25 protein-coding genes are annotated in these 26155 nt (G+C 51.9%); 10 read left to right on the top strand and 15 right to left on the bottom strand.

Going from position 1 to position 26155, the window contains the following annotated elements:
- The first annotated feature begins 31 nt into the window (after nt 1-31).
- The 3 genes from ACZ45B_RS06895 (at nt 32) to ACZ45B_RS06885 (ending at nt 2738) form a co-directional block, all read left to right on the top strand.
- Nucleotides 32-1288, top strand: coding sequence for a glycosyltransferase family 4 protein (locus ACZ45B_RS06895; protein ID WP_236612431.1), 1257 nt, complete (start codon nt 32-34; stop codon nt 1286-1288).
- Nucleotides 1285-2274 (top strand): phosphotransferase, encoded by a 990-nt coding sequence (locus ACZ45B_RS06890; RefSeq protein WP_024545618.1) that lies wholly within the window; start codon nt 1285-1287, stop codon nt 2272-2274. The genes ACZ45B_RS06895 and ACZ45B_RS06890 overlap by 4 nt, the downstream gene beginning before the upstream one ends.
- Nucleotides 2275-2384: 110 nt before the next feature.
- Nucleotides 2385-2738 (top strand): hypothetical protein, encoded by a 354-nt coding sequence (locus ACZ45B_RS06885; protein WP_024545619.1) that lies wholly within the window; start codon nt 2385-2387, stop codon nt 2736-2738.
- A gap of 301 nt (nt 2739-3039) precedes the next feature.
- On the opposite strand, the gene ACZ45B_RS06880 is transcribed toward ACZ45B_RS06885, so the two are convergent.
- Complete coding sequence (locus tag ACZ45B_RS06880; protein ID WP_024545620.1) at nt 3040-4335, bottom strand: PAS domain-containing sensor histidine kinase; 1296 nt, start codon at nt 4333-4335, stop codon at nt 3040-3042.
- A 137-nt stretch (nt 4336-4472) separates the two neighbouring features.
- Between ACZ45B_RS06880 and ACZ45B_RS06875 the strand changes: the two genes are divergently transcribed.
- From ACZ45B_RS06875 to pyrC, 3 genes are read left to right on the top strand one after another with little or no spacing between them, the layout of a single operon-like run.
- Nucleotides 4473-5423, top strand: a complete 951-nt coding sequence (locus tag ACZ45B_RS06875) for a branched-chain amino acid ABC transporter permease (RefSeq protein WP_024545621.1) — start codon at nt 4473-4475, stop codon at nt 5421-5423.
- Nucleotide 5424: 1 nt separating this feature from the next.
- Nucleotides 5425-6321 carry a branched-chain amino acid ABC transporter permease gene (locus tag ACZ45B_RS06870; RefSeq protein ID WP_024545622.1) on the top strand — a complete coding sequence of 299 codons (897 nt, stop codon included), beginning with the start codon at nt 5425-5427 and terminating at the stop codon, nt 6319-6321.
- A 43-nt stretch (nt 6322-6364) separates the two neighbouring features.
- Nucleotides 6365-7402: a dihydroorotase gene (pyrC, locus tag ACZ45B_RS06865; RefSeq protein ID WP_024545623.1), complete on the top strand. Its 1038-nt coding sequence runs from the start codon at nt 6365-6367 to the stop codon at nt 7400-7402.
- Here pyrC and ACZ45B_RS06860 read toward each other — a convergent pair.
- The 3 genes from ACZ45B_RS06860 to glgA all read right to left on the bottom strand — a co-directional run bounded on the left by ACZ45B_RS06860 (nt 7399) and on the right by glgA (nt 10507).
- Complete coding sequence (locus ACZ45B_RS06860) at nt 7399-8415, bottom strand: hypothetical protein (RefSeq protein ID WP_464675021.1); 1017 nt, start codon at nt 8413-8415, stop codon at nt 7399-7401. The genes pyrC and ACZ45B_RS06860 overlap by 4 nt on opposite strands.
- 216 nt (nt 8416-8631) lie before the next feature.
- Nucleotides 8632-8913 carry a hypothetical protein gene (locus ACZ45B_RS06855; protein WP_024545625.1) on the bottom strand — a complete coding sequence of 94 codons (282 nt, stop codon included), beginning with the start codon at nt 8911-8913 and terminating at the stop codon, nt 8632-8634.
- A gap of 121 nt (nt 8914-9034) precedes the next feature.
- A complete protein-coding gene (glgA, locus tag ACZ45B_RS06850) occupies nt 9035-10507 on the bottom strand; it encodes a glycogen synthase GlgA (protein WP_024545626.1) in 1473 nt (490 codons plus the stop codon).
- A gap of 249 nt (nt 10508-10756) precedes the next feature.
- Here glgA and ACZ45B_RS06845 point away from each other — a divergent pair, with 249 nt between their 5' ends.
- Nucleotides 10757-11614, top strand: a complete 858-nt coding sequence (locus tag ACZ45B_RS06845) for an urease accessory protein UreD (RefSeq protein ID WP_464675020.1) — start codon at nt 10757-10759, stop codon at nt 11612-11614.
- Between the two features lie 101 nt (nt 11615-11715).
- On the opposite strand, the gene ACZ45B_RS06840 is transcribed toward ACZ45B_RS06845, so the two are convergent.
- The 9 genes from ACZ45B_RS06840 to surE form a co-directional block, all read right to left on the bottom strand.
- Entirely contained in the window at nt 11716-12390 is a 675-nt protein-coding gene (locus ACZ45B_RS06840) for an HAD-IA family hydrolase (protein WP_024545627.1), read from the bottom strand.
- Nucleotides 12391-12410: 20 nt separating this feature from the next.
- A complete protein-coding gene (locus tag ACZ45B_RS06835; RefSeq protein WP_024545628.1) occupies nt 12411-13595 on the bottom strand; it encodes an NAD(P)/FAD-dependent oxidoreductase in 1185 nt (394 codons plus the stop codon).
- 212 nt (nt 13596-13807) lie between these two features.
- Nucleotides 13808-14767, bottom strand: a complete 960-nt coding sequence (locus ACZ45B_RS06830) for an Npun_F2552 family protein (protein ID WP_024545629.1) — start codon at nt 14765-14767, stop codon at nt 13808-13810.
- 108 nt (nt 14768-14875) lie between these two features.
- A complete protein-coding gene (locus ACZ45B_RS06825; RefSeq protein ID WP_024545630.1) occupies nt 14876-15976 on the bottom strand; it encodes a branched-chain amino acid ABC transporter permease in 1101 nt (366 codons plus the stop codon).
- A gap of 82 nt (nt 15977-16058) precedes the next feature.
- Entirely contained in the window at nt 16059-16730 is a 672-nt protein-coding gene (locus ACZ45B_RS06820) for a 4'-phosphopantetheinyl transferase family protein (RefSeq protein WP_024545631.1), read from the bottom strand.
- Between the two features lie 8 nt (nt 16731-16738).
- Entirely contained in the window at nt 16739-17710 is a 972-nt protein-coding gene (mdh, locus tag ACZ45B_RS06815) for a malate dehydrogenase (protein WP_024545632.1), read from the bottom strand.
- A 17-nt stretch (nt 17711-17727) separates the two neighbouring features.
- Nucleotides 17728-17943, bottom strand: a complete 216-nt coding sequence (ndhO, locus tag ACZ45B_RS06810; RefSeq protein ID WP_024545633.1) for an NAD(P)H-quinone oxidoreductase subunit O — start codon at nt 17941-17943, stop codon at nt 17728-17730.
- A gap of 45 nt (nt 17944-17988) precedes the next feature.
- Nucleotides 17989-18588: a chromophore lyase CpcT/CpeT gene (locus ACZ45B_RS06805; RefSeq protein ID WP_024545634.1), complete on the bottom strand. Its 600-nt coding sequence runs from the start codon at nt 18586-18588 to the stop codon at nt 17989-17991.
- 181 nt (nt 18589-18769) lie between these two features.
- Entirely contained in the window at nt 18770-19453 is a 684-nt protein-coding gene (gene surE / locus ACZ45B_RS06800) for a 5'/3'-nucleotidase SurE (protein WP_024545635.1), read from the bottom strand.
- A gap of 536 nt (nt 19454-19989) precedes the next feature.
- On the opposite strand from surE, the gene ACZ45B_RS06795 reads away from it, so the two are divergent.
- Nucleotides 19990-21210, top strand: coding sequence for an HhoA/HhoB/HtrA family serine endopeptidase (locus ACZ45B_RS06795; RefSeq protein WP_024545636.1), 1221 nt, complete (start codon nt 19990-19992; stop codon nt 21208-21210).
- Between the two features lie 70 nt (nt 21211-21280).
- On the opposite strand, the gene fmt is transcribed toward ACZ45B_RS06795, so the two are convergent.
- Nucleotides 21281-22270: a methionyl-tRNA formyltransferase gene (fmt, locus tag ACZ45B_RS06790; protein ID WP_024545637.1), complete on the bottom strand. Its 990-nt coding sequence runs from the start codon at nt 22268-22270 to the stop codon at nt 21281-21283.
- A 58-nt stretch (nt 22271-22328) separates the two neighbouring features.
- Nucleotides 22329-23855: a ferredoxin:protochlorophyllide reductase (ATP-dependent) subunit B gene (gene bchB / locus ACZ45B_RS06785; protein ID WP_024545638.1), complete on the bottom strand. Its 1527-nt coding sequence runs from the start codon at nt 23853-23855 to the stop codon at nt 22329-22331.
- 283 nt (nt 23856-24138) lie between these two features.
- Here bchB and ACZ45B_RS06780 point away from each other — a divergent pair, with 283 nt between their 5' ends.
- On the top strand, nt 24139-24543 hold the full coding sequence (locus ACZ45B_RS06780) for an Npun_F0494 family protein (protein ID WP_024545639.1): 405 nt from the start codon (nt 24139-24141) through the stop codon (nt 24541-24543).
- Between the two features lie 55 nt (nt 24544-24598).
- Entirely contained in the window at nt 24599-26095 is a 1497-nt protein-coding gene (locus ACZ45B_RS06775; RefSeq protein WP_024545640.1) for a nucleotide-binding protein, read from the top strand.
- Nucleotides 26096-26155 lie beyond the last annotated feature (60 nt).

Below are 26155 nucleotides of genomic sequence, written 5' to 3'. Positions count from 1 at the left end.
AGGTCTTTGGCGTGATATCTATGGCCGCTCAATGGTCTTGTTTCTCGATGCCAACAACGATTTCCATTCTAAGGTGCGGGCGATCGCTCACTTCAAGCCTGTCCCAGGAGGTTCTCTACCGATGAAAATCATCTATATTTGCGCAGATCCAGGTATTCCTGTTTTTGGTTGCAAAGGGGCATCGATCCACGTACAGGAGATGATCCGGGCCTTCCGTAGCCAGGGAGCAACGGTCATCCTGATCGCCGCTCGCCTTGGGGGGGCACCCCCAGTCGACCTCACTGACCTGGTGGTGCACCAACTGCCCGCAGTACCCAAGGGCGATCTGGCCACCCGAGAAAAAAGGCTCCTGGCCCTCAACGCTGATCTACAGGATCTTCTATTCGCCTTGGCTCCCTATGATTTTATCTATGAGCGCTATTCTCTCTGGTCTATGGGGGGGATGACCACAGCCCAGCAGCTAGGTATTCCGGGCATTTTAGAGGTCAATGCTCCGCTCATCGAAGAACAGGCTACCCACCGGGATTTGATTCATACTGATTTGGCACAACAGGTGGCCACCCAAGCATTTCAAGGAGCGACGGCTTTAATCGCGGTATCGGCGGGGGTCAAAGCTTATTTAGCCCAGTGGGTGCAGGGCGATCGCCTATTTGTAATGCCCAATGGAGTGAACCCCAAACGCTTCCCCCAGGACGTACGACGGCAGACCACCACAGATCAATTTACCATCGGTTTCGTCGGTTCTCTCAAGCCCTGGCATGGTCTTGATATTTTGGTCGATGGCTTGATGCAGCTCCACCAAAACGTACCGGAAGCACGACTGTTGATCGTAGGCGATGGTCCCCAAAGGGCCGTCCTCGAAGAGGCGATCGCCCGACGACATTTAACCTCCCAGGTGCAATGGACAGGGGCCGTTGATCCAGAAGCCGTGTCTTATTGGCTTGGGCAAATGGATGTGGCTGTGGCCCCCTATCCTGCCAGCGAAACCTTTTATTTTTCTCCCCTCAAGGTCATGGAATACATGGCTGCGGGGTTGCCAGTGGTTGCCAGCGCCATTGGGCAACTGACGGACATTATTGACCATGGCGTGACTGGCATTTTGTGTCCACCGGGGGAGCCCCAGGCCTTAGCCCAAGCCCTAGAACAACTATGGCGATCGCCTGAGCAGCGTTACAAATTAGGCCAGGCGGCTCGCACCTTTGTGCTCGAGCGGCACACCTGGGAGCACATCGCCGAAGATATTTTGGCGATCGCCCAAGGTGCAGCCAAACTCACATTGTTGCCATGACAAGTGCAATGATCGCCGACCCCACTATGCCCTGGCTGGCCACAGCCCTTGATTGCCGAGCCGCCCAAATAGAGTTTAAAGCCCTTTTTCCCCATCTCCAGGGGGTAACCCAAGCGCACCTAGTGCGGCATAAACCAGGGCGACGGGCTTTGATTGCCTATCACCTCGAAACCAGCACGGGAAATATACAAATCCTTGGGAAAATTCGCGCCAAAGGCACTGACCGCAATAGTTACCATTGCCAACGAGCTCTCTGGGAAAAGGCCTTTGGCGATCGCCTGGGCAATCATTTTGCCGTGCCAGAACCCCTCGGCGTTGTCGAACCTTGGCGGATGTGGCTGCAGCGTCACGTACCTGGAGAGCCTTTAACGGCCCTCCTCCCGACGGATCGGGGTTTACCCTTGATGGCGAAAGTTGCCGCTCTGAGCCACAAAATTCATTGCCATCCCGTACCCACTACGCGCCAACATACCCTTGCCGATGAACTCCGGATCCTTGGCGATTGCCTCCAGATCTTTGCCCAGCAACAACCCCAATGGCAAAGCTTAGTGTTAGATTTCTTACGTCACAGTGAGCAGCTGGGAAAAACCCTCGAAAAACTGTCTTTGCCAACCACGACCATTCACCGGGATTTTTATGCCGATCAAATTCTTGTCGATGGCGATCGTCTCTGGTTAGTCGATCTCGACCTCTACTGCCTGGGCAATCCGGCGGTGGATCTCGGGAATTTTATTGCCCACATCACCGAGCAAAGTCTACGCACCTATGGAAACCCGGTGACCCTGGCGAACCGCGAACGGGCCTTAAAAGTTGCCTTTTGTCAGCATCACCCAGGGGACTCTCAGCCCATGGGGGAAGCAATCGATATTTATACAACCCTAACTCTTCTGCGTCACATCGCGATCAGTGCGCGCATCCCAGAGCGTCGCCCCAATATTCCGCTGTTAATTGACCTGTGTAGCGATCGCCTGGGCCACATTCCATGAAAAAGTTCTCACAAAATATTTAAGCTCCCTTTATTTCCAAAAAGCATTTTAGAGTTAGAGCAATAAAGTCTGGACTCCTCCCATTTCCCCCCTTATCTAGGCCATTTTTTATGGGTTCTCATCACAATCCGCTACGCTTCGTCTACCTCGGCTTGGGGCTGACCCTAACCCTTGGGTTAAATGGGTTTAAGCCGAGTCTAGCCCTGGCGCAGACTATTCAATGTAAGGGGAACCTCGGGGCGATCGCCATCGGTAACCTCGAAGTCCCCTCCGGGGCGACCTGCACCCTGCGTCAAACCGTTGTCAAAGGAAACATCACCGTCCAACCCATGGGAACCTTAATCACCCATGGTGCAGTCATTGAAGGAAATATTCGGGCGTCCCAGGCCCTAGGCTTGACCCTCAATAGCACTCGAGTCCAAGGAACAATCGAGCGCCCATCCCAATCGCGATCACCCAATTAGTGATCAGTGGTGTGCCCGCAAACAGTAATCCTGGCAGCCCAGGCCACAGCATTGACAATCTTTAAACTTCACCCACTAGACGATTTGGGTCATAGGGAACAGAATCATCATCCCCCCTATGGCATAAAAAAATAACCAGCCACCGCCCATTATCCTGACCCAGAAACTTTTTGGCGTAGTTTTCGGTCTCTGGGCAGCACAAAAGGCGATCGCCCCACCCAGGTAGTGGAGGAGCAAAAAATGCCAGCACAAATTTACTTTTTGATTGTGGTCTACCTACTCACAATCTTCTGGGAAAAACTTAAGCATCAAGATCCTCGCTAGGGAGCTGGAGGGGCAAGGTAAAAGTCAAGCAGCCACCGTGGTATTTCGGGTGGTTACGGGCTGTGATCTCTCCCCCGTGGGCCGCAATGATTTCTTGGACAATTGCCAATCCCAAGCCACTTCCCTGGCGCAAATCACCGCTATTTCCCTGTCTCGTCCTTGCCTGGTCACCCCGGTACAACCGCTCAAAAATGAACGGTAAATCATCGGGATGAAAGCCAATCCCCTGGTCAATCACCTCCACCGTTACTCGCTCTGGGTCTGCCCCTAGCAGCACGAGATTCACAATGATCGCTTCCCCCGCAGGGTTGTATTTAATGCCATTGTCAAACAGGTTCAGAAAAACCTGGGTTAGGCGATCGCCATCGGCGGTCATTTTTAGAGACTCCGGCCCTTGATATTGGAGGGTGACTTGTTTTTGTTGGGCGAGGGGCATTAGAGTTTCCCAAGCTTCGGCGATCAATTTCACGAGATCAAAGGTTTGATAACTCAATACCTGGTGGGGATGAGACTCCAAATGACTCAGCTCTAACCAGTCCTGCACCAGATAAAATAAGCGATTAATTTCCTTAAGGATTTGGCCGGCCCATTTGAGCTCTCGACCCGTCAAACGCTGTTCGAGGGTTTCAGCCAAGAGGCGCATAGAGGTCAGGGGCGTGCGCAGTTCATGGGTCAGATCTGCCAGCAGCTTTTCTTGGGAACGCTTGAGGATGTGGATCGGTTCTTGATTTTCGAGAAAAACCGCCACATCACCCCGACTGAGGGGCACAGTAGTTCCCCGCAGGTGTACTGGTTGGTTTGGTCCATCGGTCAGGGTCTGGGCGTCATGGCTCGGAAAAAATTCCCATTCCCGACTTTGGGCCACCCCCGATTTACGGGTCGCTTCAATGAGTTGGTCTAGTTCGTAGGAGCGGACTAATTCTAGGAGGAGGCGGATTTGCCCCTCTTGCCAGCGGTTAAGACAAAGCAGCTGGCGTGCCTTTGGGTTACATAGGATCAATTGATTGTCCATATCAACCCGCAGATAGCCAAAGGGGGCATATTCCACCACACGATACCACTGGTCTAATTCGGCTTGGAGTTTCTTTTTTTCTTCATAGAGGCTCTTGAGTTCTCGACGGATAGAGGAGAGCGGTGTAAAAAGCAGCTCATCGCCAGGGTGCTCGCTGTAGGAATAAAGCATTTTTCGCACCTGTTGCTGCTGACGTTGTTGCCAAACGAAACAGATGACGGCAGCGGTGCCACAACCGATGGCTATTGGGATCCAAATCATGCTCTGTACAGGGACTTTTGGCGATCGCCATTACTGGCTCAAGGGTACTCGATTTAGGGGACCGAAGAACGGGGTAAGACTTTTTCTTCGGTGGTATTACTATTGAGAGACGCTTTTGCCACTTTTCGCCTAACACCATGGATCTTAACCTGTTCCTCCAGCAACTTCTCAATGGTCTTTCGATTGGGAGTGTCTATGCGATCTTTGCCCTAGGGTATACCCTCGTCTTTTCAATTCTCGGCATTATTAACTTTGCTCATGGAGCAATCTTTACCCTCGGTGCTTACTTTACCTATCTATTGGTGGGGGGACGTTTTAGTTTTAACGGCCTCTTGGCTCAGATGCAATTGCCTTTTTCTTTACCTTTCTGGCTGGCTCTCATCATCAGTTGTAGCCTTGCGGGGGGGGTTTCTGTGCTTTTAGAGTGGCTTGCCTTTCGCCCCCTGCGTCAACGGGGCGCGGATCCCCTCCTTAGCTTGGTGTCGAGTCTGGGGGCGGCGGTGGTGCTTGTAAATTTGATTCAACTGTTGGCTGGGGCGGAGCTCTATACTTTTCCGAGCAATATTTACGGCAACCTACCAGCGGCGATTAATTTTGGCTCTGGCGATCGCCCGATCCCGATCCGCACAGTGCAGGTGATTATTTTTGGGGTCGCGGCGGTGATTGTGGCCCTGTTGACCTATGGCATGACCCAAACAAAATTTGGCAAAGCGATCCAGGCGGTGGCGGAGGATCGCACCACAGCAAGTCTGTTGGGGATCAACACAGAACAGGTCGTGCGGGTGACGTTTTTTATCAGCGGTGCCTTGGCGGGTTTGGCTGGGACACTAGTCGGTTCCAGTGTCAGCATTGCGGGGCCATACTTCGGCATTGGCTATGGCCTCAAGGGGCTGGGAGTGATTGTCTTAGGCGGCCTGGGGAACATTCCGGGGGCCGTCGCTGGCGGTTTAATTATTGGCATTGCCGAGGCGTTTATTCCAGGGGCAATGTCGGGCTACCGGGAGGCGATCGCCTTTGCCTTGCTCTTTGGGATGCTCCTCGTGCGTCCCCAGGGGCTCTTTGGTCAAAAAAATATTCAAAAGGTGTGAGATGGCCGTTTTTTTCAGTACCTATGGTTCGTTAATTGTCTCTACCCTATTGGGGGCAATGCTGGGAATCTCTGTCTATCTGCCGCTGATGACGGGGCAATTGTCCCTGGCGACACCGGGATTCTATGCCCTGGGCGGCTACATTACGGCGATCTTGTCCACGCAAATTATTCCCGTAACAGGGGTTATGTTTCCGGTGCCTTGGCTCCTGGGGGAAATGCTCTTGGCGGGTTTGGCATCGGGGATTGTGGCTCTGATTATTGGTGTCCCCGTGCTGCGATTGCGGGGGATTTATTTGGCGATCGCCACCATTGCCCTGGTGGAGGTGGTGCGGGTTTTGTCCTTGAATTTAACTATTACTGGCGGGGCGATCGGCATTTTTGGCATCCCCCAACCCTTCGGGAGTCCCCTAGGGTATCTCTGGGTGGTGGGGCCTTTGTTGCTTCTGGTAGGACTTGTGATCTGGCGCCTAGAAAATACCCAGGTGGGCCGGGCCTTTAAAGCGATCCGAGAAGATGAACTGGCCGCCGGCGCGATGGGGATTAACCCGACTCGTTATAAGGTTTTAGCCTTTGTGTTGGGGGCAATTTTGGCGGGTATCGTCGGGGCGATCGCCGCCCATTTTCTCAACACCTGGAACGCCCGCCAGGGAACCTTTGATAGCAGCATTACCTACCTGGCCTTTGTGCTGGTGGGGGGCAGTCGCACCTTTATCGGGCCGATCCTCGGGGGAATTGTCCTTACCGCTCTGCCAGAAGTACTGCGGGGACTAGGAGATGCCCGGTTAATTTTGTTTGGCTCGCTGCTGCTGCTGGGCACCATTTTTTATCCCCAGGGACTGGTCACCCCGGAGTTACTCCAGCGCTGGTTACCCCGTCCCTTAAAATCTAGGTCCTAGGCAATTGACCTTAAACTACGGCCTCTCTTGAGATTACGAAACCATGGAAAAACTCACCCTCACCCGCCCCGATGATTGGCATCTGCACCTCCGCGATGGAGATGCCTTGAAAGCTGTTCTCCCCGATACCGTCCGTCAATTTGCCCGGGCGATCGCCATGCCAAACCTCAAACCCCCAGTGCGCACCGTGGCCGAGGCGGCGGCCTACCGCGATCGCATTATGGCGGCGATTCCCCCTGGCCAAACCTTTGAGCCATTGATGACCCTTTACTTAACAGACAACACCCAGCCGGAGGAGATTTACGCCGCAAAGGCATCGGGTTTTGTGAAAGCAGTGAAATATTATCCCGCCGGGGCAACGACCAATTCTGATTTTGGGGTGACCGATATCCGCAAATGTGACAGGGTTTTTGAGGCGATGGCCATGGCGGATCTGCCCCTATTGCTCCATGGGGAAGTCACCGATCGCCATGTAGATATCTTTGACCGAGAAAAGGTTTTTATTGAGCAGTATCTGATTCCCCTGAAGGCCCGCTATCCAAAATTGCGCATTGTCCTAGAACACATCACCACCGCCGACGCCGTGCAGTTTGTCCTGGCCAGCGATGAAAAGGTGGCGGCAACGATTACACCACAACATCTATTATTTAATCGCAACAGCATTTTTCAGGGGGGAATTCGGCCCCACTTTTACTGTCTACCGGTCCTCAAGCGAGAAACCCACCGCCAAGCCCTGATTGAGGCGGCCACCTCCGGCAACCCAAAATTTTTCCTTGGCACTGACAGTGCTCCCCATGGCCGCGATCGCAAGGAAAGTGACTGTGGTTGTGCAGGGTGTTATTCGGCGCTCCATGCCCTAGAACTGTACGCGACGGTCTTTGAGACAGCAGGGGCCCTCGATAAACTTGAAGGATTTGCTAGCTTTTATGGGCCAGATTTTTACCAACTGCCCCGCAATACCGAACAAATTACCCTCGTAAAACAGTCTTGGCGCATTCCCACTGCATTGCCCTACCCCGACTCTAGCCTGATCCCCCTCTGGGCTGGGGAGGAACTGACCTGGAAATTGCTGAGTGCTTAACCTTCATACCAACTGGCCCGCCAAGCGGCCTCGGCCTCGGCGATCGCCAAATTTCGTTTTGCCCTCTGGTAATCCTGGCGCAGGTCACGGAGCTTGATCACCTGTTCCCGGAGCCGTCGCCGCTGGGCAGATACCGTCGGTTCACTAAACTCCACCTCCGAAACCTTGAGATGGATGGCAGTGAGGCGAGTGCGGCGTTTTTTCTTTTTTTGGCCTAATTCTGCCTCGATCATGACATTTACCAAGTGACTGGGCAACTGGCCACTCTGTTGGTGATTATCCGCTTGGATTGCCATATCGAGCACTGTCGAGGGAATATTCTCCGGGAGAATTTGGGCGGCCTGGAGACGACGATTAACAGCCTGGGAAGCGCAGTTCAGGGTATGGCGGAGGCGTTTTTCGATGGTTTTACACCACTCCAACCAGTAATCAGGGCTATTTTCATCGGTGGGAGCTTCTGTCTGGGGCGCTTGCATCATTTCCGCAAGGCTATCGGCGATTCGTTCGGCCAATTGGGACAGTTCCCGCCGGGGCTCATGATTTTCGTCTGCCGTCTGGTCGGGTGATTGTGTTTGTTCTGCTTTGGGGGCAGCTCGGTCTGCGGCGATCGCCTGATCAAGACTTTCAAAAACCTCAAAAAGTTCTTGATCGAGGTCTTCCTCCTCTCCCTCATCCATAAAAAATTCCGCTACCACTTCTGGCTCGGGGTCTGACTCTTCTGGGTCATCTGGAAGGTCGCTGAGCAATGCTGGCAACTGAACCTGGAGCCCAGTGGCCAGTTGCCGCAAATCCTGCTGGAGTGCCTGACGTTGATTGTGAGGTAATTCTAAGAATTTCTGGGGATAAACCTGGGTACAAAGCTGGTAGCTGGCTAAAATGAGGTGGCGCTTGAGACTTTCGCCGAGACAATTGAGATAGTCGTTGTAGACAACGGCGATCGCCTCACGTACAACGTTCACTCGCTCACTAATCGCGGTTAAATCACGGCGGACCTGTTCGATTGCTTTGACCATGAATGTCCCAATTTTAGTGATTTTATCTGGCCTATCTAACGCAGTAATGGGGTTCTAAGTACTGCGTTAGATATTTTAGAGAGCTTTATTGTCCGGGATGATGCGCCAAAAGGAAAGGGAGAATGCCGCACCAACCAAGGGGCGATCGCCCCCCAGACCCCCGCTTTTTTTCAGAATTGCCAAAGCCCAGAGCCCCCCAACGATAACAACACCCCCTTAAAATAAGCCCCGGCGGAACTCATCGCGATCGCCTTGGTCATCTTTTTGGTAGGGGGAAGGGGGCCGATCACTGCTCCAGGCCCACCATACTGTGCCACATCGACATTCATAAAATTCCTGCCAGCGCCGTCGGTGGAGAGCATCTGTCACAGGGGCATAACGGTTTAACCAAGCTCGCTGGGCATCATGGGGTAACGCCTCACAACTGGGACAGTGAAAACTCAGAGCATGGCTGGCATTCTTGATCCATGCGGGGGGATAGGGACTAAAAGCATCCATAGGCACAGGCAACTAAAAAACTTGCCTACCATGGTAACGAGTTCCCTGGAGATTGTTGGTTGCTATTGTTTCAGTCTGAACAGTTGACGCCCCAGACTTGATCCATCTAGTCCTAATGATGCTAAGCGCGGATAAATTCGTAGAGTTCGAGGTACTCGCTGCCCGGATTATTCCAAGAGTAGTCATATTGCATCCCCTGAATTTGGAGTTTTCTAAATTCTTCGGGATATACCGTGTAAAGCCCGATCGCCCGTTCCATGGCCGATTCTAGGGCATGCTGGTCTGTTTGATAAAAGACATAGCCATTACGCGCTTGGGGGGGGTGCGTATCATCATGGTCGCGGTCAAAAACAGTACTCACCAGACCACCGACACCACGCACAATGGGCACGACACCATACTTGAGACCGATCAGCTGGGTGAGGCCACAGGGTTCATAGTTACTGGGGACTACCAACATGTCAGCCCCCGCATAGATCATGTGAGACAGCTCTGCATTAAAGCCTAATTCGATGTGGCAGTTGGGATTGTCATTGAGGTGGAATTTTTCGTGCCAAAACCAAGAATTAATCGAGCCTTCGGTGGCTGACCCCAGGAGTACAAATTGGGCCCCCCGGTTGAGGGCATAGTACATGGCGTGGTGGACAAGGTGGACACCTTTTTGATCGTCGAGGCGACCAATGTAGGCGATCAGCGGCCTGTCGTTGTCTTCAAGTAGGAGGCGATCGCGCAGAACTTTTTTATTTTTCGCTTTATTTTCGAGGCTATCCCAGCCGTATTGCATCTCGATATTGTGGTCTACCTCCGGGTTCCAGATGCTGTAGTCGATCCCATTGAGAATCCCCTTGAATTTATCCTGGTGGAGATGGAGGGTATGACTGAGGCCGCAACCGATATCAGTGTAGTGGGCTTCCCAAGCATGGTGGGGGGAAACGGTAGTAACGGCGTTGGCATAAACAATCCCCCCCTTCATGAAGTTGAGCGCAAAGGGGTTGAAGTTGTCCCGGAGGCGATCATAGTGAAAATAATAACCTTCGTTATTTAGACCTGTCGCCCAGAGAACGTCAGCCCCAGCGATTCCCTGGTGTTTGAAGTTATGAATCGTGTAACAAATCCGCTGATTCCAGAGGCCGTGCCACTTATACATTTCAAAGAGCATGACTGGCACAAGGCCTGTTTGCCAGTCGTGGCAGTGGATTACATCTGGGCGTTTATTAGATTTTTGGAGAAACTCAAGGGCTGCTTTACTAAAGAAGGCAAAACGCATGTGGTCATCTGTCGCCCCGTAGAAAAAGCCCCGATTGAAAAAGTTATCACCGGAGTGGGGTTCAATAAAGAAACACTGCTGACCATGAACCCAGCCGTAATAAACGGTGCAGTGAATCGCGCCTCCAAACCAGGGAACCCACAGATCTTTGTAGGCTTCGTGCATCCCCCAAATATGGTCGTAGCGGAGACAGTCGTATTTGGGCAGGATGATTTCAACGCAATGGCCCCGTAGACTCAGCTCACGGCTGAGCCCATAAACCACATCTCCAAGTCCACCTACCTTCGCGACGGGGGCGCATTCCGAAGCAATCTGGACAATATACATAAAGACTCCTTAGGTTTCTTGGCAAAACGGGGGATTTGTGGAAATGGAAATTTTTTCCAACGATAAAGCATCTATGGATGAGCGGCAACTGTACGGGGATGGAACTTTGATTAGGATTTTTGGGGCTTAGGTGCTCCATTGTTTTAGGAACAAAATATGTGGCGATCGCCTAGATTTTTCCTAGGATCCATAGAATCGTTAGAGAATAAAACGCAATTCTAAAGGCGTCGCCGAGGATTTTTTTGACGGATGCAACAGCCACCACAAGCGCTCAGCCCAGTTCAACCATGGCATGGCAAATTAAGTCTCATCTATGGGGCACACCAAGGTAAAACAGAAATGCAAAGGTGTTTCACCCAGGCTCCTTTTCGGATTCAGCGGCCCTTTTATCCGGAGAGTGATCGCGTTTGTCATACTGTTTTACTGCACACGGCGGGCGGTGTTGTTGGGGGCGATCGCCTTTCCTTAGACCTTGACCTAAAACCAGAAAGTCATGTTTTCTTCACAACGGCGGCGGCGAACAAAATTTACCGCACCAATGGGGAAACAGCGCAGCAGGATGGGGTCATTCGACAAGCACCGGGCAGTATTTTGGAATATTTTCCCCAGGAGATGATCGTCTTCGAGGGGGCAGAATATCACCAGAGCTTGCGGATCGATCTGGGGCCGGGGGCGGTGTGGTGTGGCTGGGAAATTCTCCGTTTTGGGCGCACCGCCCGGGGGGAAAAATTCACCGCTGGCAACTGGCGGGGGGCCACAGAAATTTGGCAAGGGGCAGAATTACTCTGGGGCGATCGCCAATGGCTACCTGGGTCTCCTGAAATGTTCGCCGCTTGGAATGGCTTAAATAATCAAGCTGTTGTCGGCAGTCTAGCCTTGGTCGGGGTTGAAATCGGGGAAGCCCAAGTCCATGAATTACGGCAAACGATGACGATGATTCAGCAGGGCTTGGGGGGAATCACTCAGCTCCCTAAAGGGGTCCTTTGTCGCTACCGGGGTCACTCCAGCACAGAGGCAAAACGGTGGTTTATGCAGCTCTGGCAAAATTGGCGATCGCTCTACACCGATCAACCCCCCACCATCCCCCGGGTCTGGCAAACCTACTAATCCTCTCCTAACCCCTCCACTGGAGGGGAACTAGAAAGATCCTCCCTTGAGGGAGGTGCCGAAGGCGGAGGGTGCCCCCCTCAGGGAGAGCTAGAGGGAGGTTAAGGTTGACGGCTATAGGGAAAAGGCTGATCTCGTTCGATGAGCTGAGCTTGCATCCCAAGACGTTTTGCCGCTTCATAGTCTTCAAGGCGACTGTCACCGATGTGGAGCGCTTCCGCTGGCTGATAACCATGTTTAGCAAGGGCTGCTTGGAAAATTTTCGGATCTGGTTTCGCCGCCCCCGTCAGGGATGAAATCGTGACACTCTGGAAATATTGCGCTAAATCCAGAGCTTCTAACACCGACAATAAACGAGAGTCAAAGTTAGAGATGAGTCCTAATTCAATCCCCTGGGCATGCCAAGCCTGCACCGAGGTGAGGGTTTCTGGGAAGACAAACCAGGGCTCTGCCGTCGCAAAATACTGGTACAAATCTGTAAAGAAAACGCGAAAATCTTCAAACTGTTCCATCACGCCGACGCTAGTAAATGTCTCTTGGGCGATCGCCTCCCACCAGAGAAATTCTGCTTTGGGGATCAAAGCAGCTTCAATGCCAGGAAATGCGGGGGCTGGTTTCTGTTTGAAAGCACGACGAAAACCTTGCTCCAAGCGGTCTGGATCCGTAATGACCCCGTGGCGATCAGCAATTTTGGCATAGGCTGCCCCGACCCCATTTTTTACCCCAAAAAGAGTGCCCACCGCATCGAAAAAAATAACCTTCGGCTGTGTTTCCATAACTTTTTAATGTTGTTGCTTTATTTTGCGGACTGCGCCAATAATTTTGCGAGGGGTTGCACGAGCCAGTTCAGACCCACCTGCACCTGATGCTCCCAGGTGGGTAAACGGTAGAGGTACACCAGGCGGCGGGCCAGATGGGCGAGATTTCCTTCCAGTTCGATGCCCAGACCGCTGAGGGTGGCATTGTCCTCACCGAGGGTAAGCATTTCACCGAGGTTAAAGAAGTTAAATGGCAGCAATGGTTTATTAGCGATGAGGCCCCGCAAATTCCAGGCACAAACATCGGCCTGTTGAATGGCAACTTGGGCTGTCATCGGCAGATCATCGGTGCCCTGGGCCACATCACCGAGGGCAAAAATTTCAGGCTGATCGCTAATTTGCAACTGGGAATTAACTTGCAGTTTTCCATTATCAGCATGGGGAAGAGTTAACTCCCGAATCCAAGGGGCGATCGCCGTGCCTCCCGTCCAGAGCACCAGTTCAACGGGAATCGTGTCGACTTCCCCTTTGTAGCGCAGGCTGAGACTATCGGCGGTGAGCTCGGTGACTTCCGTTTCGTAGTCAATCCAGATACCCCGTTCTTCGAGGGCTTTTTGGGCGGCCTCTTGGTTGAACTTAGGGGCATTTTTGAGGATGGTTTCACCGCGATCAATAATCCGCAACCGGCCGCGATCGCCTAAGCGGTCTGCCAGCTTACAGGCCAATTCCACGCCGCTGTAGCCACCGCCGACGATGGCCACCCGAATTTTTTCCGCCTCGCTGGTTTCTAAGGCCCGTAGTTTTTCCTTGAGGCGTAGGGCATCGTTGAGGGTTTTAAAAGGAATCGCGTGTTCTTTGACCCCAGGGATATCGAGAATTTTCGTCGTGCCCCCCGCCGCAATCACGAGATAGTCGTAGGCAATTTGGCGATCGCCACAAATCACCTGTTTTTCGGCTGGATTGATCGTTTGTACCTGGGTCTGGAGGAATTTCACCGGGCCATGGCGGAGTAATTCGGCGTAGGTGGGGGCCACTTCCCAGGGCTGCATTTCCTCGGTAATGAGTTCATAGAGCAGGGGGCTAAAAACAAAATGATCCTGCCGGTCGATGAGGGTGATGTCCGGGCGATGGGAGGCTTCCCAGGGAAATTGCAGGAGACGAAGCGCTGTATACAATCCGGCAAAACCGCCGCCGATAATGACGATGTGGGGATGGTGACTCATGGGGCCTAGGGAAATGGGGGCGTGCAATTTGTTCTATTGTGCCTTAATTTCCAGAGGTGGGTGGGGCGGTTATCTCTGTAAACCCGGCCATAAAAAAACCGCCGCTGGGTCAGGACGGTCTAGCTTGATAAGCAATCGGAGGGTACTGCTAACCTAGCGCGGGGATCATTGGTTAAATGTAGTGCTTTTAACCTTCTGGGACTTTTTTTTGTCTATTTGCCGCTGTAGGAGGCCATGGGCTCCTTGATAAAGCGGATATAGAAATGCCGGAAGGTGGATTTGAGGATGCGGGGCAGGGCGAAATCGATGGGCATCAGGGCTTCGGGGAGTTTCCAGTCGGCGATCGCCAACTGTTTCGGTGTCGCCAGGGGAAAGTGAATTTTGGCCAGGTCACCGCACAGTCCCAGTTCCATAGATTTCGCGACGGTGGGCACTAATGCTGGTTCAACACCCAAAATATCCACCATTGCCCGGTCTAGGGCAAAAACATCTGCCGCCGCGCCCAATACACCCAATTGCTTCGGTTCGCCACCGCTGGGGCCGTTTCCTTCATGGCCAATGATGCCATCGAGAATCGTCAAATCGGGGGCGATCGCCTGGGCGGTTTCAATGAGCATCGTCGCGAACTGTTGGGGATCCTTGCCCGCTTCCATGTGCCACCAGGCCTTCATTTTTCCGGGTACACAGCCAAATAGATTTTTCACGCCCAGGGTCAAGGTCAGTTGCACGTGGGATTTTACCTTGGGCAAATTGATCACCACATCCGCTTCCATTGCTTCCTTCGAGAGGCGCAGATTTTGGTAATTGTCCCCTTCGGTGCTGTAGCGCTTGCCATGGAATTCCACCAAGGGAATCCCTAATTCTTCTAGTAGGGGCAGATAACCATTATTCTTTGCCACCCCCTGGGCTGACCCAAAGGCGGGACTATCACCGATAAAAGGTTTCCCGCCGGCCTCTAGCACCAGTTGGGCGACGCAATAAACGATTTCCTTGCGGGTAATGCATTCCTTGCTGGGCCTGGCCCCGGTGAGCATATTCGGCTTCAGCAACACGCGATCGCCTGGTTTAACGAATGCCGCCATGCCCCCCAGGGGTTCCAATAGCGTTTCTAAAGATTGGCGTAACGCTTGAATTTCGTAAGTTTGGGCCGCGAGTAAGCTAACGGTGGACATGGCAGATCACTGGGATTGAAGCAATATAAAAAGCACCTCCATAGGGTAGCGTAGGAAGTGCTTGGGGAATCGCAAACTGGGTTAAATTACTGAAAAATTGCTGCTTGTTTATTTACCGAGGGTCAGCTCATCTTTGTTCCCCAAAATGCCCTGGGGCCGCCAGACCATCAAGACCATTAAAATGATACCGATCACCATAATCCGCAATGCCCCCAGACGAGTATCATCCACAAGGTTCAACTGGGGCAGCACAAACCGCGTGAGGGAATCATAGCCAAAGAAAATCAAGGAGCCGAGCAGAGTCCCAGGATTGCTCCCCGCCCCACCAAGCACGATGATCGTCCAGGCGTTAAAGGTCACCAACGGGTCGAAATTTGAAGGGTACACATTGGTCAACTGCCAGGCGTAGAAAGAACCCGCCCCGCCGGCGATCGCCCCACCAAGCATAAAGGCCTGTAACTTATACCAAAACACATTTTTCCCGAGGGCACGGGGGATTTCTTCATCTTCGCGAATCGCTTTGAGAATCCGGCCCCAGGGGGATTGCACCAGATATTCTAAGCCCGCATACACCAGCGCCAAAGCCAGGATCGATAGCAGCATTAAACCCGCCTTGAAGTTGTAATTTTGGAGGGCAATCAAGCTATTTATAAACAAACTAGTGATAATTCCCCCACCAATCACCCCCCAGGCGATCGCCTCGGTGCCAGATTTACCTTGTTTCTTGAGCTGCTTCCAATGCCACCGTAGTCCCCGCCACAGTTGCCACGCCGCAAAGACCCCAATCGCCACCAAACAAAGAATCAAACCAAATTTTTCGACGGGATTAGGTCGAAATGTGCCGAGGGGGAGGGGGTAACGCTGAATTCCGAAGGAACCTTGGGTTAACCACTCTTCATTGAGGGCGATTAAGCGTACCAATTCAGACACCCCAATAGTGACGATCGCCAAATAATCTTCCCGGAGCCGCAGGGTCGAAATGCCGATGAACAGACCGAGACAGGCCGCGCCCCCGGCCCCGGCAGCAAGGGCGAGCAATAGGGGAACCCCCTGGTTAGATAGCAGCACGGTGGTGTAAGCGCCGATCGCCAGAAAAGCCACATGGCCAAAGTTAATCAGCCCTGTAAAGCCCCATTGCAAATTTAGACCCAGACAAAAAATGCCATAGGTTGCCGCTGAGATGGTGAGATAGACGAGATAGCCGACCATAGTTTATTTACTTTTTAGAAATTTTATAGATATTGAGAAAAATAGCTTGAATAAAGAGAAAAAGCCCCTAGGCTGCCCCATCTTATATCATCCACCTGCCCCGGTTCGTAAACTGACAATCAGTTTGGTCGATGGCGATCGCCCCAAAATGATCTAGATCCGGCTCAAAAAGATGCAATGACCAGGGCTGTTCGTCCAGTGTGATGAGCTGTGGCGTCGGGGTTAACTGCACTTGTACCCGGTCGAGTCCCCCCTGTAAACCCAGACCCAGCCCCTTAAGATAAGCTTCTTTGGCGGTCCAGAGTTGCAAAAAAGCTTTTTGCCGCGCCGTTTCTGGCAATTGCTGCAAAAAATCAAATTCCGCTGCGGTAAAAAAACGCTTCACCAATCCTAAAACTTGATTACGGCGTTTTTTGGCCTCGATATCCACCCCCAAATTTCCCTGGGGACAATCTGGCGCCACAGCACAGAGCGCCAGGGTTTGGGTGTGGGCCAAATTAAAGCTTATGCCCGGTACAAAGGGTTTGCCATGGTCGCCATAGTGGAAGGCGATCGCCTTTGGATCTCGCTGGAGATAAACGCCGAGAATTTGCCGCAACACTCCCCGGGCCAGCACAAAACGCTGTTGCAACTCAGGGAACTTAAAGCCCAGTGCCCGCGCCTGTTCTCCATGGTCGAGGAGAGGCCAAAAATTGGGGGACTGTTCCAAATTTGCCAGGGGGATCACCCAATACTCAACCCGCAGTACCGCCACCGGAATTGTTAAACCTGTAATTTCGCTAAAACTTGGTCAATTCCCTCCCGTACCGCCTGGGCTGACTGTTGGAGCTGGGCGAATTCCGATGCCGTCAGAGGTAATTCCACAACCGACTCTACCCCGCCGGCCCCAAGGCGACAAGGAACCCCCAGAAACAGATCTGTTAACCCATACTGGCCCTGGAGATAGACCGACGCCGGTAACAGATGGGCCTGATCCTGCAGAAGCACTTCCACCATATAACACACCGCTGAAGCAGGGGCATAAAAGGCGCTCCCCATCTGAAGCAGTTTGACAATTTCGGCCCCGCCGTTTTTTGTGCGTTCGATGAGTGCTTGAATGCGGGTTTCGTCCAGCAGCTCTGGCAATGGAATACCGCTGACTGTGCAATATCGCGGCAGCGGCACCATCAGATCACCGTGGCCCCCGAGGACTAGGGTCGAAATATCCCCAGTGCCGACCCCCAACTCGCGGGCGATGAAAGTGCGTAGACGAGCCGAATCTAAAACGCCCCCCATCCCCATAATTCGTTCTGGAGGCAATCCCGTCACAGTCCAAGCAAGGTAAGTCATCACGTCGAGGGGGTTGGTTACAACAATAAATAAAGCTTGGGGGTTGCGTTTTATGGCTTCCTTAGCGGCATGGGCGACAATTTTGGCATTGTAATGGAGCAGATCTTCTCGGCTCATGCCGGGCTTGCGGGGTAACCCGGCCGCAATCACCACAATGTCTGAGCCCACGGTGTCGTCATAGTGATTTGTGCCCAGGATTGTTTTATGGTGCTTTTCTAACCCTTGGGCCTGGGCCAAATCTAGGGCAAGACCTTGGGGGAGTCCCTCCACAATGTCGAGAAGGACCACCTGGGCGAGATCTTTTTCGATGAGACGTTGGGCAAGGGTACTCCCTACCTTACCTGCGCCGATCACCGCCACCTGGGGCGCTTTATGGGAAATATTAGGGGCGGCGATCGCACACATGGGCAGGTTCCAAAATTTTAGACAGCTTCGAGTTGGTCAAGGCGGAGCCAAACGCTTGGGGTCGGCGTATAGAAGCGCACTAGGGCATACTCATCATTGAGGTCAAGAATTTCCCCTTTACTTTCCAGAAAGTAGGCGGGTAAACGAGAGTCACTCGCTTGGGCTTCGAGACTATTGGTGAACTGCTCCTTGCTCACCCGCACAAGGCTTCCTTTCTTGAGTTTAGCCGCCATAATTTCTATTGTTCTCCTGATTGTGATGAATGTTATTTTAAGGGGTTAGTGGGGTTGGACTTCCCCAGAAAAATTATTGATTTTTTCAAATTCAAAGGCCCCAGCGAGGGAACCCCAAAGAATTTGGTCAGTGACAGGATCACGACCCCGGTCAATACTAATCAGGGCATTGTCAGTAATTTCAAAGCTGTTGTCGAGATAGCTTTCTTTGTTATAGCGCACCACGCGGCAGCCTTTGCCCTCTTGGACTGTCCCCTTAAAGCTTGTGCCGCTCCAAGTGACAATCATGTCGCAGCCAGGCATGGGCTCTAAATCTGCCATGGCAAACTGTTGCATCATCCCGGGATTGCGGGCCGCACCGATATATTTACTTTTGACCGCTTCTTGGGGCTTGTAGTGGATCAGTTCTAGGTGGTCACCGACGGGTTTGATGTGGAACAAACGCAGGCGATAGGGGGCGCTGGTGTCAGAGCTATAAGCTTGCTCAAGGTAGAGGCCATAGCCATCAAAAAATGAGTTGGGTAAGGGGCGCATACAGACTTTGATGTGAGCCCAGAGGGGTGGATTAGCGAGGGCTTGGGCTTCATTAGAAAATTCTCCAGCCATCCAGCGGGCCAAAGTTTGGGCGTCGGTAGAGTGGGACATAGGGCTTTAATAAAAGGGATAAATTGGTAAAAAGTTTTCTAAAAAATATGGCGTCAGCATAGAGGCTTACTGTCTAAGCTTAGGGAAAAGGGGGACAGCTCGGCAACACCCATTTATTCCTTTGAACAAGGGCCACGGTCAGGAAGAATTGCTTCGGTAGCACCGGTGGGAAGTAGGTAATCTACAGGGCAATTTGAGTCACGGCAATATTTCCGGAGAAGCAAACATCCACATCGGTACCAGTAGCTCGGGGACGGTCAGGGTAAGAGCCAATATAGTGAAAGTGCTGGGCGCGCGCTTCATAGATGACCTGCATCGGGTCGGTGCTCCGCTCACAAAAAACGATTTCAGGGTCTGATGCGGCCATGAGGTGAGGGAAGTTCACATTCCAAAAATGCTTTGCTGGCAAGGGTTGGGTCTGTAATGTTGTGAATAGTTTTTCTGTCCAATGTGCCACCAGCTCCCAGTCAATTTCTAGGGGGCGTTGGATAAAGTGGGAAAAGGCGATCGCCCGCTTACCAAGAATGGTCGCTTCCCGGACTGCGGCGACAGTTCCAGAGGTATAAATATCGACACCGAGATTGCCCCCGGCATTGACCCCAGACAGCACCCAATCCACATCGGGCGCGAATTGAGTCAGGCCCAAACGGGTGCAGTCTGCAGGGGTTCCTGCTACTGCGTAGGCACTATCTGCCCGTTGTTCTACAGAAATCGGGGCGTACATGGTAAAGCGATGACCGCATTCAGACATTTGAGTTTGGGGAGCGACCGTCACCATGGTGGTCACTTGGGGGGCGATCGCCTTTGCTAATGCCGCAATCCCGGGGGCATCGATGCCATCATCATTCGTGAGTAAAACGCGCATATTTGAGGAAATAAACTAAAGAATTGATTGTGCTTTAAAAGTGGCAAAAAATATTGTCATTCAAGACAAATTCAAATGATTTTGACGATCTTAAAGTAATGATGGGATTTATTTTTGTTGAACTTTTTTCTAGTCTAAAATCAGCTAAATTATGACGAAAAGAAAAAAGAAATTCTAGTTATAAGGTGCAGTCATCATAACAAAAATGGTAACGAGTTCAGAAATTCAGCCTCTCTAGATTACAAATAAATGAGCGTGTTATTTTCTATGTCTATCATCGTTTAGACTCTTTGGGCCTGGTGCGACTATTTTTGAAATTCCCTTGAAAATTTTGTCCGGTATCTTGAACAAAGTCGGAAATGCCAACGTCAATAATTTGACTGTGACATTGATCTGTGGCGAAAAATCCTCACTTCAATGGGGCAATGGTAGTTGCTAAAATTAGTCTTAAAACCTTGCGGTGGCATTTTTCCGGGCCCATAGCCGGCGGTCGCGAGCATCCCGAACCCGATTATAGATTGAATACAAAAGTTGCTATGAGACGATCAAAATTTATCCAGCGATTTACGACCCACATCGTTGCGCTCTGTGTGGGTTGTGCGATTACTTTTGGGGCGATCCAGGGCTCTAGCCAAACCCTCAATCAACCCCTAGCGGATACAACCCCCCCCCTAGAGGTGGCCGCAGTGCCTGTGCCCATGACGGCGGGTCGAAACTTTGTGGCCGATGCGGTAGCTCGGACTGGGCCAGCGGTGGTGCGCATCGATACAGAAAGAACTGTGGTGCAGCGTTTCCAAGATCCGTTTATGAATGATCCTTTCTTCCGGGAGTTTTTTGGCGATCGCTTCGGAATGCAATTCCCCAGTGAGCAACGTCAAGTTGTGACGGGCCAAGGCTCTGGTTTTATCACCGACCGCTCTGGGGTGATCCTCACCAATGCCCACGTCGTCAGTGGTGCCGACCGGGTAACGGTTACGTTCAAAGATGGCCGCAGTTTTGAAGGGGAAGTGAAAGGGGCCGATGAGGTAACGGATCTGGCCGTTGTGAAAATCGACCCCCGCAATGAATCAATCCCCGTTGCCCCCCTCGGTGATTCTGGCGGGGTAGAAGTCGGCGATTGGGCGATCGCCGTCGGGAATCCAGTCGGTCTAAACAATACTGTGACCTTAGGGATTATCAGCACCCTCGAACGTCCCTCGGCCCAGGCGGGTATCCCAGACAAACGGGTGGATTTTTTACAAACGGACGCGGCGATCAACCCGGGTAACTCCGGTGGCCCTCTCCTGAATGCGGCGGGGGAAGTAATTGGGATCAATACAGCCATTCGTCGAGATGCCATGGGGATTGGTTTTGCAATTCCCATCAACAAAGCGAAAGAGCTAGAACCGACCCTGGCCGCTGGTCAACAGGTACCCCACCCCTTCATCGGGATTCGCATGGTCAGCCTCACCCCAGACTTGGCCCGTGAAAACAATGCTGATCCGAATTCTCCGGTCACTCTCCCAGAAATTCAAGGCGTTTTGGTACTAGGGGTTGTTCCTGGTAGCCCGGCAGAGAGTGCCGGTTTACGGCGTGGCGATGTAGTCACGAAAATTGATGGTGAGGCGATCGCCAACGCCCAACAACTCCAAGCCAAGGTTGAAGGCAGTGGTGTCAATGCCAATTTGAGATTAGAAGTGCAGCGGGGTGAGCAGACAAGCAACATCACCGTGAGAACAGCTCAAATGCAGGGAATGAGCCAAAATTCTCGTCCCTAAACTGAGAAAATTGATTTAACTCAAAAAGCCCAGGGTATGTACCTTGGGCTTTCTTTTATGGGGTAGTTTCTCAAGAAAGCAACGACTCACCAATATCCAAGCGCAGCCCATTCACCACATCCCAGCCGGATTGGGGCTTTTTGCCGCTGGGTTGCACCTGTTTTAGAAGTAAGAGACCATCTCCTGTCTGGATCACGGGGCCAAACTTTTTGGCGATCGCTACAATTTCTCCAACTTTGCCTGTACTCCCAATCAATGGCTTGAGGGGTTCATATTCTGGCGGATACTGGTCGAAACATTCCGGCACAATGGGGACAGTTTCGAGGGCTTTTAATGGTTTATCGCGGCAGGTGGTGACACAGTTGGGATAAAAACCGCGCACTTGATTATGTAAGGCGATCGCCCCTTTCTGCCAATCTAAGGAAAAATCTTCTTTTTTAATTAAAGGTGCATAGGTAGCTTGATCTGGATCTTGGGGAGTGGGGACGATACTTCCTCGGGCCAATTTGATTAAAGTTTCTGTGAGTAAGGCCGCCCCAGAACGGGCCATTTGCACCGCTAAATCTTGGGCATTTATCCACAGATCCAGAGGAATTTCTGATTTTAAAAGCATGGCCCCAGTATCCATCCCCTCATCCATGAGCATGGTGGTCATTCCTGTCACCGTTTCCCCATCGACTAAACTCCATTGGATCGGCGCGGCCCCACGATATTTTGGCAGCAGGGAACCATGGCCATTGACGCAACCGAGTCGGGGCATCTGGAGAATTTGCGACGACAGCAACTGGCCATAGGCGACCACCGCAAACACATCGGCCTGCAGGTTTTCGAGCATCGCTAAAGTTTCAGGGTCTTTCTTAATTCGCTTCGGTTGCCATACGGGTAAATTGTGGGCGATCGCCACTTTTTTAACCGCTGAGGGGATCAGCTGACTACCCCGGCCCCGGCGCTTATCCGGTTGGGTGACGACCCCTAGCACCTCAATGTCTGGATGGGCCAGGAGCGCTTCCAAATGGGGCACCGCAAATTGGGGCGTACCGAAAAAGACAACTTTAACCATGGGCGAGATCCACCAATCACAAATCGGCTTTTCACTTTAGCGCAGATTTTCGCAGACCTTAAGCGCCGACAGACTCCTTCGCCGCATAGAGCACTTCTAGGGAGATTTCATTGAACCCCTGGTTGCGGGCGTATTTTTCGGTGTTGCGCTTCACCTTGCCCCGCACAAAGCCAGGAATTTTCTGGAGTTGTCCCTGGGCTTCTGTGGTCCAGTTGAGGTCGGACCCTGCGGACATGGTTGTGGTGATCACTTCTTTGGTATCGTGGCCCCCAAAAATTTCGAGCAGATGATCTTCCATGCCTAGGGTGAAAGAGTTGTAGACCAAATCTGCGATTTGATTGGTGCCTTCGTAGCCCAAGAAAGGCCGATAACCGATGGGGAAATTTTGGATATGAATCGGTGCTGCAATGACACCACAGGGAATGTTTAGCCGTTTACCCACATGGCGCTCCATTTGCGTCCCGAAAATAGCAGCAGGTTCCAAACGGGCGATCGCATCGGCAATTTCCCCATGGTCTTCGCTAATTAAGATGTCATCACAATATTCACTCACTTCCTGGCGAAACCAGTCCGCATCATATTTGCAGTAGGTGCCTGCGAGGACCACATGGATCCCCATTTCCCGCGCGAGAATTTTGGTCATGGCGGCGGCGTGGGTATTATCTCCAAAGACAATCGCCCTTTTGCCGGTTAAATTTTGACAGTCGATGGAACGGCTAAACCAGGCCGCCTGGGACACATGGAGGGTTTGTTCCTCGATAAAAGCGTCGTAATCTGCTGTTACTCTCCGGCTGTTCACAATCGCTTGGATGGCACGGATACAGCGGGCCGTTTCCACCACACCCATGGGGGTAATATCCACGTAGGGCTGGTCAAATGTTTGTGCAAGATATTGCGCCGTAGCCAAGCCCAACTCTCGGTAAGGCACGAGATTAAACCAAGCTTGGGGCAATTTTTTCAAATCATGAACCGAGGCTTTGTCTGGTACAACTAAATTGATGGTGATACCGAGATCTGCCATCAGGGTTTTTAATTCGCGGATGTCATGGTTGTTATGGAATCCGAGGGTAGAAATGCCGAGAATATTCACCGATGGTTGTGCCGTTTTTTCGGTGGCGAGGTCTCCCTGTTTTTGGGCTTTATCTAAATAGAATTTGACGATTTGCTGGAGGGTGCGATCGCCTGCCTGGAGTTCATTGAAACGGTAGTGGTTCACGTCGGCAAGGATCACATCCCCTTTTGCTTCGAGCTGGGCGCGGCTGACAAAATTTTCCAGATCTTCCTGGAGAATGCTCGAGGTGCAGGTGGGGGTCAGGACAATCAGATCGGGGGCTTCTTCTTGGTCTTTGCGGACAATGTTATCAACGACCTTTTCCTGGGAGCCCCGCGCCAGGACATTGCGATCAACGACACTGGTGGTAACAGGGGTAAAATTGCGTTCCCGCTCTAGCATTGAGCGCATCACATTGAAATAGTCATCACCTAAGGGAGCGTGCATAATCGCATGGACATTTTTGAAGGAACTGGCAATGCGTAAAGTGCCGATGTGGGCCGGGCCTGCATACATCCAATAGGCAAGTTTCATAAGTATTTCTACTCCCAAAAAGTAATAGCATTGAGCAGCAAAGGTAATGCCAGTCAGTGCCATTTTCGCAAATGATTTTCACCTTCCTGGGGAAGAAAACAAAAGTCAATAAAACGATGTATCTCGCAAAGAAAATACTGGGGTTTTGTGAGATTTATGGCGATCGCTTCCCTAGTCAAATCTGATAGGAATCATTTTCTTTCCCCGGCACCGGGCTGTTCTAGGGGCTACAATTTTCTTGAAGAAACGACTTCAGACATTCATATTTTGTTTTTTTCGTGCCATGACCCAAACCTTTGCACCCAAACCGATTCAGTATGCCCCAGGGACGATCCAGCGGGCAGCGGTGGCATTTGCCTGTAGTCCGTTCCAGTGGCAACTATTGGCCGCCATGAAGGATCAACGGGTCGCCCTTGGGGAAATCGCGGGGGAACAGGGCATCAAAGCTGGCTATAGTAGGCGATCGCTTTCTGAGGTAGCCGTGGAAGATCTGATGATGTGGCTAATTCAGGTGGGCCTTTTGCGGCGAGAGGTAGATGGCCAAGGACTCACTGATAGTTTCCGGTTGACGCCCCTCGGCCGCCAAGTATTAGCCCAGTGGGAAAAAGATCCCCAAGGGATCCAACTCTCTTGGTGGAGGCGATCGCAAAATTGGCTTCAGCGCTGGCTTAGTCGTTTCTCGGTCTAGGGGTACAATCTAGGTCTGGAGCATTTCGATCTTTGGTTTAGTGTGAGGCAATACCATGCGGGCGATCGCCATTTTTAGCCCTAGTCGTCGGTCTGGTAAATCGTGGCTGACCATCGCCTTGGGCCGCTCCCTAGCGCGTTCAGGGTGGCGAGTCGCCCCCTTCCAAAGTCAAACGGAAATCACCCAGGAGAGCTATCGGATCAATAGCCTCGCAGAAATTAGCCAGTCAGCTGCGTGGCAGGCCTGGGCCGCTCAAATTCCGCCGACCACAGGACTAAATCCGGTACTGCTTAAAGCTCATCACCCCGCCGACCAATCCCAAGCAAGCTTTCAACTGCTCATCCAGGGCCGAGGCATTGGCACCGTTAGCCGGACAGATTATTACCAAAACTATTACGAAATTACGCGCCCCTTAATTCGAGAATGCTTGGGGCAACTTCAACAAGATTACGATATTTTGCTGTGTGATACCTATCGCCACGGCCTCTACTACCCCATTGATGCCGACAGTGACCAAAACTTCGAATTGTTAAAAAATCTACAGCCCTCCACAGTCGGTATCCTATTGCTAGATTGCAAAAACGAAGGAGAACTCAATCAACTCTGGGGTCTGTGGCAACGGCTTTCTCCAGAAAATCGCCAACTGATTCGAGGCATTGTGCTGAATCAGTGGCAAGGCGATCGCCCCGCTGCTGACCAGGTCACCCAATGGATCACAGCGCAGATCCAGCGTCCTGTTTTGGGTTATTTGCCGCCCCTCAGGGATTTAGCCTTTTCCCCCAGCAGTGCTTTAACATTTCAAAAAACCGATGAGAATCTGCCCCAAAATAAACTGCGGGTGCAAGTTTTAACACTGCCTCACTTTCAGGACTATCTAGAGTTTGATCCCCTACGGAGCGAGCCCTCCCTCCAATTAGAATTTATCGACCCCACAGAACCCTTAGGCTACCCCGACGCAGTGATTATTCCGCCCACCAATCAGGCGATCGCCGACCTGGAGCAACTCCAGAAATATAGCTATCCCCAACAACTCCAAGACTATCTTCAGGCCGGGGGGACGATTTTGGGCATTGGTAACGGTGCAACCCTCTGTAGCCAAAACCTCCGGCTACCCAACGGCAAACGACAACGGGCCCTCGGCCTGATGCCCTTTGAAGGTCAAATTCAAGAAGCAACAAATGTCTTCCTCCCCCAGGAGGAAATCATTTCGCTTTTCCCCTGGCCCACTCTGCTCCTCAAAGGTCGCCCTCTCCCCTGGGAGCTCCTTAACTACAACCTCAAAAGCGGCTATCGACAACTTTTCAAAACCAACAATCTAGGCATTATCAACCAAAACCAGAGCATCTGGGCCATTTATCTACAGGGCTTGTTTAACAATGGCCCCTGGCGTCGTTTCTGGCTCAACACCCTCCGTCACAAGCGCGGTTTGACCTCTCTGCCGACCGGAATCGCCGATTTTCATGAATGTCGGGAGATGATCTTAGAAACCCTAGCCAATCACATCGAACAATATTTAGATTTAGACTTCCTCTTGACAGAAGTAAAAAAATAAATATTGGCATTTATTCGCAATAAGCCCAGATTGTTGCAAAACTGGAATGGGGCGTTTATG

The organism is Picosynechococcus sp. NKBG15041c (genome assembly GCF_055380235.1).
Note: the sequence above shows the minus strand (reverse complement) of the source record. Positions and strands in the feature narration are given on the sequence as shown.

What these genes read in the sequence shown, in the direction of transcription:
- ACZ45B_RS06880 (WP_024545620.1), bottom strand. Translation starts at nt 4,335, where the DNA reads ATGATTTGGATCCCAATAGCCATCGGTTGTGGCACCGCTGCCGTCATC.
- ACZ45B_RS06885 (WP_024545619.1), top strand. Translation starts at nt 2,385, where the DNA reads ATGGGTTCTCATCACAATCCGCTACGCTTCGTCTACCTCGGCTTGGGG.
- ACZ45B_RS06835 (WP_024545628.1), bottom strand. Translation starts at nt 13,595, where the DNA reads ATGAGTCACCATCCCCACATCGTCATTATCGGCGGCGGTTTTGCCGGA.
- ACZ45B_RS06840 (WP_024545627.1), bottom strand. Translation starts at nt 12,390, where the DNA reads ATGGAAACACAGCCGAAGGTTATTTTTTTCGATGCGGTGGGCACTCTT.
- ACZ45B_RS06875 (WP_024545621.1), top strand. Translation starts at nt 4,473, where the DNA reads ATGGATCTTAACCTGTTCCTCCAGCAACTTCTCAATGGTCTTTCGATT.
- bchB (WP_024545638.1), bottom strand. Translation starts at nt 23,855, where the DNA reads ATGAAACTTGCCTATTGGATGTATGCAGGCCCGGCCCACATCGGCACT.
- ACZ45B_RS06805 (WP_024545634.1), bottom strand. Translation starts at nt 18,588, where the DNA reads ATGTCCCACTCTACCGACGCCCAAACTTTGGCCCGCTGGATGGCTGGA.
- fmt (WP_024545637.1), bottom strand. Translation starts at nt 22,270, where the DNA reads ATGGTTAAAGTTGTCTTTTTCGGTACGCCCCAATTTGCGGTGCCCCAT.
- ndhO (WP_024545633.1), bottom strand. Translation starts at nt 17,943, where the DNA reads ATGGCGGCTAAACTCAAGAAAGGAAGCCTTGTGCGGGTGAGCAAGGAG.
- mdh (WP_024545632.1), bottom strand. Translation starts at nt 17,710, where the DNA reads ATGTGTGCGATCGCCGCCCCTAATATTTCCCATAAAGCGCCCCAGGTG.
- ACZ45B_RS06780 (WP_024545639.1), top strand. Translation starts at nt 24,139, where the DNA reads ATGACCCAAACCTTTGCACCCAAACCGATTCAGTATGCCCCAGGGACG.
- ACZ45B_RS06855 (WP_024545625.1), bottom strand. Translation starts at nt 8,913, where the DNA reads ATGGATGCTTTTAGTCCCTATCCCCCCGCATGGATCAAGAATGCCAGC.
- ACZ45B_RS06895 (WP_236612431.1), top strand. Translation starts at nt 32, where the DNA reads ATGGTCTTGTTTCTCGATGCCAACAACGATTTCCATTCTAAGGTGCGG.
- ACZ45B_RS06860 (WP_464675021.1), bottom strand. Translation starts at nt 8,415, where the DNA reads ATGGTCAAAGCAATCGAACAGGTCCGCCGTGATTTAACCGCGATTAGT.
- ACZ45B_RS06870 (WP_024545622.1), top strand. Translation starts at nt 5,425, where the DNA reads ATGGCCGTTTTTTTCAGTACCTATGGTTCGTTAATTGTCTCTACCCTA.
- ACZ45B_RS06890 (WP_024545618.1), top strand. Translation starts at nt 1,285, where the DNA reads ATGACAAGTGCAATGATCGCCGACCCCACTATGCCCTGGCTGGCCACA.
- ACZ45B_RS06825 (WP_024545630.1), bottom strand. Translation starts at nt 15,976, where the DNA reads ATGGTCGGCTATCTCGTCTATCTCACCATCTCAGCGGCAACCTATGGC.
- pyrC (WP_024545623.1), top strand. Translation starts at nt 6,365, where the DNA reads ATGGAAAAACTCACCCTCACCCGCCCCGATGATTGGCATCTGCACCTC.
- glgA (WP_024545626.1), bottom strand. Translation starts at nt 10,507, where the DNA reads ATGTATATTGTCCAGATTGCTTCGGAATGCGCCCCCGTCGCGAAGGTA.
- ACZ45B_RS06845 (WP_464675020.1), top strand. Translation starts at nt 10,757, where the DNA reads ATGCAACAGCCACCACAAGCGCTCAGCCCAGTTCAACCATGGCATGGC.
- ACZ45B_RS06830 (WP_024545629.1), bottom strand. Translation starts at nt 14,767, where the DNA reads ATGTCCACCGTTAGCTTACTCGCGGCCCAAACTTACGAAATTCAAGCG.
- ACZ45B_RS06775 (WP_024545640.1), top strand. Translation starts at nt 24,599, where the DNA reads ATGCGGGCGATCGCCATTTTTAGCCCTAGTCGTCGGTCTGGTAAATCG.
- surE (WP_024545635.1), bottom strand. Translation starts at nt 19,453, where the DNA reads ATGCGCGTTTTACTCACGAATGATGATGGCATCGATGCCCCCGGGATT.
- ACZ45B_RS06795 (WP_024545636.1), top strand. Translation starts at nt 19,990, where the DNA reads ATGAGACGATCAAAATTTATCCAGCGATTTACGACCCACATCGTTGCG.